Here is a 12,367-nt window from a genome sequence, read left to right as displayed (position 1 = left end):
CCGCCGCCAGGACCTCGCCCCAGGACTCGGCCGGCAGGGACCACGCACCGGCGCCGGTTACAGCACCTCGGCGAAGGTCACCGCGCGGTCGGTCAGCAGCGGGCGCACCGTCCTGACGATCAGCTCGTCGAAGTAGTCCGCCGCCGCGTGGGCGTCGAAGCCGGCCCGGTCGGCGTAGCGCTCGTACAGCACGAACCCGCCCGGCCGGTCCACCTCCGCGTGCACCTCGTAGCCGAGGTTCCCCGGCTCGGTCAGCGTGTGCCCGCGCATCTTCAGCAGCGCGGCACGCACCGTGTCCTCGTCGGCGGGGTCACAGCTGTAGTGGGCGATCACGGCGAATGCCATGGTGCGGCCTCCTTCTTCGTCACGGCCTTCAACGGTGCCGATTCCAGCACGATCCACGCGCGTGGGCCCGTGCGTGACGTGCAAGCAATGTCTGCCGCCGCGGGCCTGGTCACCCCCGCGGACTTCCTGTGTTGTCGTGACGACCACGCCGTTTCATCTGTACACCGCGCGCAGCCGCGGTCGAACGGGAGTAATGATCCAGATGCGCACCATGGAAACCCTTCTCGGCGGACAGTGGGTGGCGGCCGGCGAATGGCTGGAGGTCCACGACCCGTCCGACACCCGTACCCCGGTCGCCCGGGTACCCGCGCTCGACGCCGAGGAGGTCACCCGGGCGTACGACGAGGCGGAGAAGGGGTTCGCGCTCTGGCGGCGCACCAGCCCCTTCGAGCGGGCCCGGGTGTTCCACGAGACGGCCAGGCTGCTGCGGGAGCGGGCCGCCGAGATCGCCGACGCGGTGGTCACCGAGAACGGCAAGACCCTCCAGGAGGCGAGCGGCGAAGTCCAGAAGGCCGCGGACTTCTTCGAGTACTACGCCTCTCTCGCCCGCACCGGTTACGGCACGCTCGTCCACGACGCGCGGCCCGGGACGCGTACCAGCTTCCACCACGAACCCATCGGCATCGTCCTCGCGATCACCCCGTGGAACGACCCGCTGCTGACCCCGGCCCGCAAGCTGGCACCCGCCCTCGCCTCCGGCAACGCGGTCGTCCTCAAGCCGGCCTCCGAGACCCCGATGTCCGGCCTCCACCTGGCCCGCGCCCTGCACGACGCCGGCCTGCCCGCCGGGGTGCTCGGCGTGGTCACCGGCCGGGGCGGGAAGATCTCCGCCCCGCTGCTGGCGGACCCGCGCATCGCCGCCGTCACCTTCACCGGGTCCAACTCCGTGGGCGAGTCCATCCGCAGCTCGCTGGCCGACCGCAACGTCCGCTTCCAGGGCGAGCTGGGCGGCAAGAACGCCACCGTGGTCCTCGCCGACGCCGACCTGACGGCCGCCGTCAAGGCAGTGGTCGCCGCCGGGTTCGGGCAGACCGGCCAGCGCTGCACCGCCACCAGCCGCGTCCTCGTCGAGCGATCCGTGTACGAGGAGTTCACCGGGCTGCTGCTGGACGCCGTCGCCGCGCTGGGACTCGGTTCCCGGGAGGCGGACACCCTCTCCGTGGGCCCGCTCGTCTCCACCGGTCAGCGCGCCGGCGTCCTCGCCGACATCGCACGCGCGGTCCAGGAAGGGGCGACCGTCCTCGTGGGCGGGGACACCCCGAAGGACGAGGCGTACGCCCACGGTTGCTGGGTCCTGCCGACCGTCCTCGCGGACGTGACCCGCGAGATGGCCGTCTGGCGCGAGGAGGTCTTCGGTCCGGTCGTCGTCGTCCGCGCCGTCGACGGGTACGACGAGGCCGTCGAGGAGGTCAACGACTCCGACTTCGGACTCGCCGCCGCCCTCTTCACCAGCGACCTGCGCGCCGCCCACCGCTTCGCCGAGGAGGCCGACTGCGGACAGGTGGCCGTCAACACCACGACCACCGGCTGGGACGTGCACCACCCCTTCGGCGGTTTCCGCGACTCGGGCTCCGCGTTCAAGGAGCAGGGCACCGAAGCGCTGCGCTTCTACACCCGCGTCAAGACCGTCGCCTTCCACTTCGGTTCCTGACACGCGGCCCCGGCATCATCAAGCTCCACCCAGCGTCATCAGCAAGAAAGGAGGATGCCGATGACCGACGAAACGGTCGGCATCGTCGGAGCCGGCATCGTGGGTCTGGCGACGGGCCGCGAGATCGCGCTGCGCCGCCCGGGCACCCGCGTGGTGGTCTTCGAGAAGGAACGGCAGGTCGCGGTCCACCAGACCGGACACAACTCGGGCGTGGTGCACGCAGGCATCTACTACGCCCCGGGCAGCCTCAAGGCCGACCTGTGCGTACGGGGCGTGTCCCTGCTGCGCGAGTACTGCCAGGAGAGGAAGCTGCCGTACCAGGAGATCGGCAAGCTCGTCATGGCGGTGCGCGAGGACGAACTCGGCCGTATGGAGGGCCTGTACGACCGCGCCAAGAACAACCACGTGCCCGACCTGCGGAAGATCTCGAAGGACGAGATCAAGGAGATCGAGCCGCACGCCGGCGGCATCGCGGCCCTCCACTCGCCCCGCACCGCGATCACCGACTACCCGGCGATCGCCCGGCAGTTCGCCGAGGACATCGAGACCGCCGGCGGCCAGGTACGACTGGGTTTCGCGGTGGACTCGCTCACCGAGGTGCCCGGGGGCATCGAGGTGGCCTCGGGCGAGGAACGCGTACGCGTCGACCGGCTGATCCTCTGCGCGGGCCTCCAGTCCGACGCCGTCGCGAAGCTCGCCCAGGACGAGAAGGCACCCAGGATCGTCCCCTTCCGGGGCGAGTACATGCTGCTGCGACCGGAGCGGGCCGATCTGGTACGCGGACTCGTCTACCCCGTACCCGATCCGCGCTACCCCTTCCTCGGGGTGCACTTCACCCCCCGGGTCGACGGCTCGGTGGAGGTCGGCCCCAACGCCGTCCTGGCGCTGGCCAGGGAGGGATACAAGCTCTCCACGTTCTCCGTGAAGGACCTGGCGCAGCTCGCCGCCTACCCCGGGGCCTGGCGGATGGCCGCCCAGCACTGGCGGACGGGCATCAAGGAGTACCGCGGCTCGTTCTCCACCAGGGCCTTCATGAAGGACGCGGGGGCGTACATCCCCGGCGTCGGGCCCGGGGACGTGGTCCGCGGAGGAGCCGGCGTACGCGCCCAGGCGCTCGACCCGGACGGCACGCTCGTGGACGACTTCCGCATCCACCGGATCGGCCGCGTCACCGCCGTACGCAACGCCCCCTCCCCGGCCGCCACGGCCTCCATGGCCATCGCCGAGCACATCGCCGAGGCCGTGTTCGCCCCGGCGTGACCTGCCGTTCCGCGCAACAACTGCTTGCGCCCCCGGGGTCTTAGCAAACGCCCCCACCAGCTCTAACGTCTGACGCACACCACCCCACCCCGCAACGGAAGAGGTTCCCCATGTTCGTCGTCGACACCCAGATCCACATCTGGAAGGAAGAGGCCCCGGACCGCCCCTGGGTCCCCGGAGCCCGCGAGCGCATCCGCCTCAACGGCCACCGCGAAGAGGCCTTCAGCTACGAAGAGGCCCTGGAGCTGATGGACGAGGCCGGCGTCAACCGGGCCCTCATCCTCCCGCCGTCCTGGGAGGGCAACCGCATCGACTACGCCCTCGAAGCCTGTGAGGCCCACCCGGACCGCTTCGGCATCATGGCCCGCGTCCCCCAGGACAACGAGGTCGAGGGCACGGCCATGCTGCGGGACTTCGCGCAGAACCCGCACATCAAGGGCACCCGCCTCACCTTCCACCGGCCGCAGGACCGCAACTGGATGATCGACGGCACCAACGACTGGTACTGGCCGATCGCCGAGGAGCTCCGCGTTCCCACGATGGTCCACGCGCCCATCTGGAAGCGGGAGCTCGGCCAGATCGCCGCCAAGCACCCCGAGCTGAAGATCATCATCGACCACATGGGCATCATGGCCCGCTGCGTCGACGACGCCATCGGCTACTGGGTCTCCGAGACCGCCGACCTCGCCCAGCACCCCAACATCTACGTCAAGGTCTCGGCCCTGCCCGGCTACTCCACCGAGCCCTTCCCGAACAAGAACATCGAGAAGTACGTCCGCGAGATGGTCGACAAGATGGGGCCGCAGCGCTGCTTCTACGGCACCGACATCACCCGCCTGCTCGGCCACGGCATCACCTACACCGACACCATCGAGCAGTTCACCAAGCACTGGGATTTCACCCCCGAGGAGCTTGAGTGGATGATGGGCCGCGGCATCAGCGAGGTCCTCGGCTGGCCGGTCGAGGGCTGAGGGAACACCTGAGATGACGGACAGCAAGAACACGCCAGGCGTCGACGGCGGTGACGCCGTCGTCTCCGCCTTCAACGCCGTCGGCGCCGATTACCTCTTCTGCTCATCGGGGTCCGAATGGGCCCCGGTGTGGGAGTCACTGGCCCGGCGTCACCGAGACGGTGACCCGGCCCCCCGCTACCTCGACCTCACCCACGAGACGGTCGCGGTCGGCATGGCCACCGGCTACGGCCTCGTCACCCGCCGCCCGCAGGGAGTCCTGCTGCACGCGGCCCCCGGCCTGCTCCAAGGCTCCATGGCGATCCACGGGGCGCTGCTCGCCGGCGTCCCCATGGTCGTCACCTCCTCGGAGTCCAGTACCTACGGCGACGGCCCCGGGCAGGACCCGGGTGGCCAGTGGTACCGCAACCTCTCGATCGTGGGCGGCCCGCACGGTGTCGCCCAGCCCTTCACGAAGTGGGCCACCGAGGCCGCCAGCGTGCACACCCTGCCCACCATGATCGCCCGGGCGGCGGAACTCTCCTGGCGGGCACCTGCCGGCCCGGCCTACCTCAACATCCCCCTGGAGATCCTCCTGGAGGAGTGGGACGGCCGCGGGGCCAAGCCGATCGTCGCACCCGGCTCCACCCACAGTTCACCCGAAGAGGTCGACCCCGTCGCCCAGTTGATCCGCGAGGCGAAGAACCCGGTGGTCGTCACCGAGACAGCCGGCCGGGAGGCGGGCGGCTTCGAGGCGCTCCTCGCCTTCGCCGAGGCGTGGAACATCCCGGTGGTCGAACCCGATTCGGCGGTCTGCGGCAACTTCCCGCGCAACCACCCACTGCACGCCGGCAGCGACATCGGCCCCTGGATGGACGAGGCCGACCTGATCCTCCTGGTCAACTGCCGCGTCCCCTTCTACCCGCCGAGCCGCCGCCCCTCGAAGGCGACGATCGTCGTCGTCGACGAGGTGCCGCAGCGACCGCACATCGTCTACCAGGTGCTCTTCGCCGACGCGTACCTCGAAGGCAACGTCGCCAACACGCTGCGCCAACTGACCAAGCGGGCGAAGGACTTCACCGAGGACCAGCGCGCCGCCGTCGCCCTGCGCCGTGCGGCGCAGGAGGAGCGGTACGCCGCCGAGCGGGCTGCCGTCTCGGCCGCCGAGGCGAAGTCGGAGGAGAGCGAAGGGGTGGACCCGGTCCTGGTCGCCGCCACGCTGCGCCGACTCCTGGAGGGGACCGGCGGGATCGTCGTCGACGAGACCATCACCCACAGCAAGACGGTGAAGCGGCACCTGCTGACCTCCGACCCCGACTCGTACTTCTACGTACAGGGCGGACTCGGACAGGGCATCGCGGTCGCCCTCGGCGTCAAACTCGCAGCCGGGGACAAGCCGGTGGTTCTCACGGTCGGCGACGGCGCGTTCACCTACAACCCGGTGATCCAGTCGTACGACGCCGCCAAGACCTACGAACTGCCGGTACTCATCCTGGTGTTCAACAACCGCGTCTACAAGTCGATGAATCTCAACCATCGCAGGTTCTACCCCGAGGGTGCCGCCGCCGAGACCGGTGAATGGCTCGGCACCGACCTGCACCGGCTGCCCCGGCTCGCCGCGTTCGCCGAGCCGTTCGGGATGCACACCGAGACCGTCGACACCACCGACGCCCTGGCGCCCGCGCTGGAGCGCGCGCTCAAGGCCGTCGCGGACGGGACCACCGCCGTCGTCGACGTACTCGTCACCCGCTGAACCAGGAGGCACCGCCACCATGACCGACCACCCCACCCCCAAGCCGGGCAAGGTCCTGGTCCCCGCCGAGGACCTGCGCACCTTCTCCGCCGCCCTCCTGGAGAAGGGCGGCCTGGACGCCGAAGCCGCCCGCACCACCGCGGACGTCTTTGTCTGGGCCGCGCTGCGCGGCGTCGACTCGCACGGTGTCGCCCGCGTCCCCGCCTATCTCGACCTGCTGGCCAAAGGCATCGCCAACGCCAAGGCCGAGCTCACCGTCGAGTCCTCGACGCCGGCCGCCACGGTCATCGACGCCGACCACGCGCCCGGCCCGGTCGCCCTCACCGCCGCCGCCGGCGAAGCGGTGACCCGGGCCCGTACCAACGGCATCGCCGCCGTGGCCGTCCGCCGCACCGTGCACACCGGGGCCATCGGCTACTACGTGTCGAAGATCGCCGAACAGGGCCTCATCGGCATCGGGTTCGTCTCCGGCATGCCCAACATGGGCTACACCGGGGTCAAGGGCGCGGCCGTAGCCACCAGCCCGCTCGCCATCGCCGTACCGGCCGACGCCCACGCGCCGCTCGTCCTCGACATGGCCACTGCCACCATCGCCCTCGGCAAGATCCGCCAGGCCAAGGCGAGCGGCACCCCGCTGCCCGAGGGAGCGGCGGCCACCGCCGACGGCACCCCCACCACCGACCCCGAACAGGCGGTCATGCCGCTGCCGTTGGGCGGCGCCAAGGGGTCCGGGATGTCGATCGCCTTCGAGCTGCTCACCAGCGTGCTCGTCGGCGCGCCGATCTTCGCCTCCTTCCACTCGGACGACCCGAAGGGGCGCAAGCACCGTCAGAACGCGTTGCTCATCGCCCTGGACCCGGCGGCGTTCGGTGACCCCGCGGCCTTCACCGCCGCCGTGGACGACACCCTGACCACCCTCAAGGGCCTGCCGCGGGCGGACGACGCCTCCGGCGTGTTCTACCCCGGCGAGCGGAGCGCGGCCCTCGCCGTCGAGCGCGGCGAGAAGGGCCTGCCGGTCGCCCCGAAGGTCTGGCGCGACCTCACCGAGCGTGCGGCGGAGTTCGGCATCACGCCGCCGGAGCCGGTGGCGGCGGGCTGAAAGAAGCGGTGGGGGAGGTTCCACGGAGTCACCCCGCCGCCCGTGACCGGGCCGTGGAGGACCTCACTGTGCGGGGGGCCCTCCACGGCCTGTCCATGCGCCGAACCCGACCACCACGGCTCCGGCGTCAGGGGCCGTGACGTGATCAGCCGTCGGACCCGGCCGCGTCGGCCCGGCCCACCGCCTCGGCGAAGCAGGGCCGGCCGTCCACTTCGAGGTCCCGCACCGAGGTCAGGGTGTCCATGAAGGGAGCCGCCGCGTCGAGCAGGAGCCTGACAGTCCCGGGCTCGTAGAGGTTGAGCCAGGCGCGGTCCGGGAGGCGTACGACCGTGCCCGCCTCGAAGTACGAGTTCGAAACGAGTTGGTCCGGGCCAGGCGCGAACACCAGGGCCAACCGGCGTCGAACGCCGTCCGCGGCCACCTCCGGGAAGAGCGAGAGGACCAGCCGGCAGTCGGCGTACTCGGGCCGCGATCGCTGCCGGACGGTCCAGTACCAGGTAACGCCGTCCACGACGAGACGGCGGAGACGTCGGTCGTTGCCCATCGAGCCACCGTACGCCGTCGGTCCGGGCGGAGGCCGGCCCTTTCTCCGTGGCGGCCAAAGGGCGGGGCGTCCACGGGCCTCGGGCCGCTCGTGAGGGGGCAGTGGCGGACCTCACCGCGCCGGGCCGCCGTGCCGCGCGGCCCCGACGAGATGGTCCCCCGCCTCACTGCGGTAGTACAGCACCGACCGCCCCGCACGCCGCCGTCGCACGAGCCCCGCGTTCAGCAGTACCTTCAGGTGCCTTCCCACCGAGCCCAGTGCCAAGCCGGTCAGCGCCACCAGTTGGGTGGTACTCATCGGAGTGCTCAGCAGGGTCAGCAAACGGGCCCGTCGCGGACCGAGCAGGGCGCGGAGCGCGCCGGGCACCGGACGGTCCTCCTGCCGGGTCAGCGCGCCCGAACACGGATAGACCACGGCGTACCGGTGGGGTTCGTCCCAGGTGACCCAGCCGCTCTTCGGAGTCACGGGGACGAGCAGGAGCTGTGCGCCGGAAATGCTGCGCGGCGGGTTGGCGTGCGCGTTGATCCGCAGCCGGCCGTCGCCCAGCCAGCGGATGCGGGGGCCCAAGTCATCGAGGGCCGAGGCCCAGCCGCCGTCGCTCAACTGCCTTGTGCGGGAGACGATGTCGGCTTCCAGGACGTGACGGCGCCGCTCCCAGTCCGGGAGGACCACGCGGGTCCATACCCACTCCAGCAGGTCGGCCGCGCGTTCGGCGAGGTCGTCACGGCGCAGGGCGGGCGGGAGCGGCCCGCCGCCCAGGGAGGTGGTCAGGTCCGCGTGGGCGGACGCGGGTGGGGTGGTCCGGACGCGGTGCAGTTCCTCCTCGAAGCGCGGGGTCCCGTCACCCACCGGGGCCGGAATGAGGAAGTCGGCGATCCAGTCGCGGCGGAACCCGGACCGGATCACGGCAGCCGCCACCGGATCCCGGCCCACCTGCTCGCGGTAGGCGTGCAAGTGGGTTTCCAGCCACCTCTGTTGAGCAGGATGGGGGGCGGCAGCCGCCTCCAGGCCGTTGAGGGTGGCGACGGTCTCCGCCAGGGGTGAGATCACGAACCTGCTCCGGGCCAGGGTGTCCGTGTCGAGCAGCCAGAGTCCCATCGTTTCGCCTCCGTGCGAAACATTAACGCCGCCGGGGCGGGGCCTCGGACACTCCCCGCCATGCGCACCTATCGAGAAGTGTTCCGCACCCCGGAATTCACCCCGCTCTTCGCCTCCGGCGCACTGTCGGTCGCCGCGTCCACCGTGAGCGGGCTGGCGCTGGGCACCCTGGTCCACTCGGCCACCGGATCCCCGCTGCTCTCCGCTCTGGCGATGTCCGGCCCCTCCCTCGCCCAGGTCGTCGGCGCGGCCACCCTGCTCTCGGCCGCCGACCGTCTGCGTCCACGCGTCGCCATGACGGGCCTCGCCCTGGCCTTCGCGGTGGCCGCCGCCGCCCAGGCGGTTCCCGGACTGCCGTTGTGGGTGATCTTCACCGTCCTGGCGGGCCAAGGGCTGATCTCCTCCGTGGGAGGCGGGGTCCGTTTCGGCCTGCTCAACGAGATCCTCACCAAGGACGGCTATCTGCTGGGCCGTTCGGTCCTGAACATGGCGGTCGGCACCCTGCAGGTCTGCGGCTGGGCACTCGGTGGCGTCCTCGTCACGCTGCTGTCCCCACGTGGAGCGCTGCTCGTCGGTGCGCTGCTGTACGTGGCCGCCGCTACGATGACCCGCCTCGGCCTCACCGACCGGCCGCCCCGCGCCACCGGCCGTCCGTCGATCGCCGCCACCTGGCGTGTCAACGCGGCTCTGTGGGCGTCCGTGCCCCGCCGCTACGTCTACCTGGCGCTGTGGGTGCCGAACGGCCTCGTCGCGGGGTGCGAGTCCCTCTACCTCTCGTACGCCCCCGGGCACGCCGGTCTGCTCTTCGCCTGCGCCGCTCTCGGCATGCTCGCGGGCGACACGCTCGTGGGACGGTTCCTCCCACCGTGGTGGCGTGAACGCCTGGGCGCCCCGCTGCGGCTGGTTCTCGCCGCCCCCTATCTGCTGTTCGTCCTGGAACCGGGGCTCCCCGTCGCACTGGCCGCCGTCACCCTGGCCTCCGTCGGCTTCTCGGCGAGCCTGCTGCTCCAGGAACGGCTGATGCGGCTGACGCCCGACGAGCTGAGCGGCCAGGCGATCGGCCTGCACTCCTCCGGCATGCTCACCCTGCAGGGCGTCGGCGCCCTCCTCGCCGGTACCGCTGCCGAACTCACCTCGCCGGCCCTGGCGATGACCGCCACGGCGGTGGTTTCCGTCGCGGTGACCCTGGCGCTCGCCCCGGGGCTGCGGACGCGTCCACAGGACATCGCGGCAGCAGGCCAAGGGGGATCTGCATGAAGAGGAGACGGGAGCGAGGGCACCCCGAGACCGTTTCGTGACGCCCGGCGGTCACTTGGCGAAACCCTGCGGGCGAGCCGGGTCCGCATCGGACGGCGCCTGCGCGGAAGGGTGCGGTCAGCCCGCGTAGTTCAAGGCCAGTTCGGCCGCCGCGTGGGGCGACGAGGCGATCCGTTCCAGTTGGGAGATCTGCAACCGGGTGTCGAACCCGCTCTGTTCCGGGTCGGTGTGGAGCGTCGTCGTCATGAACCAGGAGAAGTGCTCCGCGCGCCACACCCGGCGCAGACAGGTGTCGGAGTACGCGTCGAGCAGGTCCGTCGAGCCGCCCGTCCGCTGCCGGATCAGCGCGCGGGCCAGTACGACGACGTCGGCGACGGCGAGATTGAGCCCCTTCGCGCCGGTGGGCGGGACGATGTGGGCGGCGTCGCCCGCCAGGAAGAGGCGCCCGAACCGCATGGGCTCGGTCACCGAACTCCGCATCGGGAGAACGCTCTTGGCCGTGATCGGCCCTCGCGCCAGCTTCCAGCCGTCCTGCGCGAAGCGGAAGTCGAGCTCGTCCCAGACCTGTTCGTCGGACCAGGAGGCCGGGTCGGTGCCGTTGGGGACCTGGAGGTACAGCCGGCTGACTCCGGGGGAGCGCATGCTGTGCAGGGCGAAGCCGCGCGAGGAGTGCGCGTAGACCAGCTCCTCGCAGGAGGGCGGGACATCGGCCAGGATGCCGAGCCACGAGTAGGGGTAGGTCCGCTCGTACGTCGTCCTGGCCGCCCCGGGCACCGCCGCCCGGGTCGCTCCGTGGAAGCCGTCGCACCCGATGACGTAATCACAGGTGAGGGTCCTGGTACGCCCCTCCTGGACATAGGTCACCACCGGCCGGTCGGTGTCGACGCCCTCCACGGCGGTCACCTCCGCGCCGAAGTGGAGCGGCGCGCCGTCCGCGAGCCGGAGGGCGATGAGGTCCTTGACCACCTCGGTCTGCGCGTACACCCACACCCGGCGACCGGAGGCGAGCGACGGGAGGTCGATCCGGTGGGACCGGCCGCCGCCCCAGCGCAGCTCGATGCCCTCGTGCACCAGGCCCTCGGCGTCCAGCCGTGCGGCTGCTCCCGCCTCGCGCAGTGCGTCGACCGTGGACTGTTCGAGGATGCCGGCGCGCTGCCGCCGCTCGACGTAGGCGCGTTCGCGGCTCTCCAGGACGACGCAGTCGATACCCGCCCGGTGGAGCAGTCGTGCCAGTAGCAGCCCGGACGGGCCGCCCCCGATGATGCCGACGGTGGTGCGCATGCGCGGTGCTCCCTCGATGTGGCGGGATCGTTCACTTTTCGGCGGAGTGCACGGCCGTGCGCAGCGGTGCCGCCGTCCGCGCGACGACCTCCGCGACACCCACCCCGGGAGCGGTCTCCACGAGCTCCGGCCCCTCGATGGTCGCGTCGATCGCGGCGAGAGCGGTGACGATCCGGCCGACGCGCGCCTCGCCGGTCGGCGGCAGGGTGCGCCGCCCGACGGTCCTCGGGCCCTCCCGCCCGGCGGTCGGACGCCCGGTGACCGTGCGCTTCTCGATTCTCCTGTCGCAGACCTGCTCCGGCGTCGGCACGACGACCCGCTGGACGAAGATCCCGGGGAGACGGACGGACAGGTACTGCCGGGCGAACTCCTCGTTCGCGCCGCTGTACGAGCCGGTGACCCGGCTGATCCGCCCGTCGGCCACCTCGTCCATGCGCGGACCGCCCATTTCCTCGTTTTCTTCGCGTGGTGCGGTGGGTACCGGACGTACCGGATGTACCGGGGCACGTCCGACGACGCGGCCGGCGTGCGTGCCAGGCGTCGGCGGACGCGCGGGACTCCGAAGTGCGACCCGGGACGGGTTGGAGTGTGCAAGCGCCCCCCGGGGGATGTCAACGGCCCGGGCGCATCCTGCCCCGACCGCTGCTCGTCCGCGCCCGCCGTAGGGGGGTGCTGGGCGTCAGCGGCACGGCTGCACCGTGCAAGTAAATGTGTCGCCCGTCTTGTCGAACACCGGGATGATCGACAAGCTGCGTACATGACATGTCCGGGCGTCCGTTCTGTCGTCGGACGGGCTGACGTGCGTCGACTTCGGGCATCCGGTGATGTCCCGTCAGAGGCGGCGTTGCGGTCACGCGGCAGCACGCCACGTTCCGGAGGTTGGACATATGCGCTTGAAAAGGGCTACAACGCGGCGCGGCGGATGGGCGAGAGCGCTCAGATTCCCTCCCGTCGTGGCGGTCACGATCGCGGCCTCGGTCGGCGGGACGATGAACGCCGAGGCGTCGGTGCCCGCACCGCCCTCGGGCTTCACGCTCACGTGGAGCGACGACTTCAACGGCGCGTCCGGCACCGGCATCGACCAGGGGCTGTGGAAGTACGACACCGGGCCGGGCAGCAACTTCGGCAC

10 protein-coding genes and 1 pseudogene are annotated in these 12,367 nt (G+C 71.4%); 6 read left to right on the top strand and 5 right to left on the bottom strand.

Annotation, left to right across the window (positions count from 1 at the left end; all coding sequences use genetic code 11):
• Positions 1 to 57 precede the first annotated feature (57 nt).
• Positions 58 to 345: a putative quinol monooxygenase gene (locus ACWD3D_RS24340; protein WP_451462934.1), complete on the bottom strand. Its 288-nt coding sequence runs from the start codon at positions 343 to 345 to the stop codon at positions 58 to 60.
• A gap of 193 nt (positions 346 to 538) precedes the next feature.
• Between ACWD3D_RS24340 and ACWD3D_RS24335 the strand changes: the two genes are divergently transcribed.
• The 5 genes from ACWD3D_RS24335 (at position 539) to ACWD3D_RS24315 (ending at position 7,058) form a co-directional block, all read left to right on the top strand.
• On the top strand, positions 539 to 1,996 hold the full coding sequence (locus ACWD3D_RS24335) for an aldehyde dehydrogenase family protein (protein WP_451462933.1): 1,458 nt from the start codon (positions 539 to 541) through the stop codon (positions 1,994 to 1,996).
• A 60-nt stretch (positions 1,997 to 2,056) separates the two neighbouring features.
• Positions 2,057 to 3,256, top strand: coding sequence for an L-2-hydroxyglutarate oxidase (lhgO, locus tag ACWD3D_RS24330; RefSeq protein ID WP_451462932.1), 1,200 nt, complete (start codon positions 2,057 to 2,059; stop codon positions 3,254 to 3,256).
• A 110-nt stretch (positions 3,257 to 3,366) separates the two neighbouring features.
• A complete protein-coding gene (locus ACWD3D_RS24325) occupies positions 3,367 to 4,227 on the top strand; it encodes an amidohydrolase family protein (RefSeq protein ID WP_266711646.1) in 861 nt (286 codons plus the stop codon).
• Between the two features lie 13 nt (positions 4,228 to 4,240).
• Complete coding sequence (locus ACWD3D_RS24320) at positions 4,241 to 5,959, top strand: thiamine pyrophosphate-dependent enzyme (protein ID WP_451462931.1); 1,719 nt, start codon at positions 4,241 to 4,243, stop codon at positions 5,957 to 5,959.
• Between the two features lie 19 nt (positions 5,960 to 5,978).
• Positions 5,979 to 7,058 carry an Ldh family oxidoreductase gene (locus ACWD3D_RS24315; RefSeq protein ID WP_451462930.1) on the top strand — a complete coding sequence of 360 codons (1,080 nt, stop codon included), beginning with the start codon at positions 5,979 to 5,981 and terminating at the stop codon, positions 7,056 to 7,058.
• Between the two features lie 145 nt (positions 7,059 to 7,203).
• Here ACWD3D_RS24315 and ACWD3D_RS24310 read toward each other — a convergent pair whose 3' ends face one another.
• Positions 7,204 to 7,602 (bottom strand): hypothetical protein, encoded by a 399-nt coding sequence (locus ACWD3D_RS24310; protein WP_451462929.1) that lies wholly within the window; start codon positions 7,600 to 7,602, stop codon positions 7,204 to 7,206.
• A gap of 111 nt (positions 7,603 to 7,713) precedes the next feature.
• The gene (locus tag ACWD3D_RS24305) at positions 7,714 to 8,700 is read right to left on the bottom strand and encodes an ArsR/SmtB family transcription factor (protein WP_451462928.1); all 987 of its coding nucleotides are present in this window, start codon (positions 8,698 to 8,700) and stop codon (positions 7,714 to 7,716) included.
• Between the two features lie 60 nt (positions 8,701 to 8,760).
• Here ACWD3D_RS24305 and ACWD3D_RS24300 point away from each other — a divergent pair, with 60 nt between their 5' ends.
• The gene (locus tag ACWD3D_RS24300; RefSeq protein WP_451462927.1) at positions 8,761 to 9,957 is read left to right on the top strand and encodes an MFS transporter; all 1,197 of its coding nucleotides are present in this window, start codon (positions 8,761 to 8,763) and stop codon (positions 9,955 to 9,957) included.
• 117 nt (positions 9,958 to 10,074) lie between these two features.
• On the opposite strand, the gene ACWD3D_RS24295 is transcribed toward ACWD3D_RS24300, so the two are convergent.
• Together ACWD3D_RS24295 and ACWD3D_RS24290 are read right to left on the bottom strand one after the other, a co-directional pair.
• Positions 10,075 to 11,238: a 4-hydroxybenzoate 3-monooxygenase gene (locus ACWD3D_RS24295; RefSeq protein ID WP_451462926.1), complete on the bottom strand. Its 1,164-nt coding sequence runs from the start codon at positions 11,236 to 11,238 to the stop codon at positions 10,075 to 10,077.
• Positions 11,239 to 11,494: 256 nt separating this feature from the next.
• Positions 11,495 to 11,587 (bottom strand): annotated as a pseudogene (locus tag ACWD3D_RS24290) (succinyl-CoA--3-ketoacid-CoA transferase); the annotation flags it as partial.
• Between the last annotated feature and the right edge of the window lie 780 nt (positions 11,588 to 12,367).

It is taken from the genome of Streptomyces sp. NPDC002690, from assembly GCF_053592415.1.
This window is presented reverse-complemented; position numbering and strand designations above follow the sequence as displayed.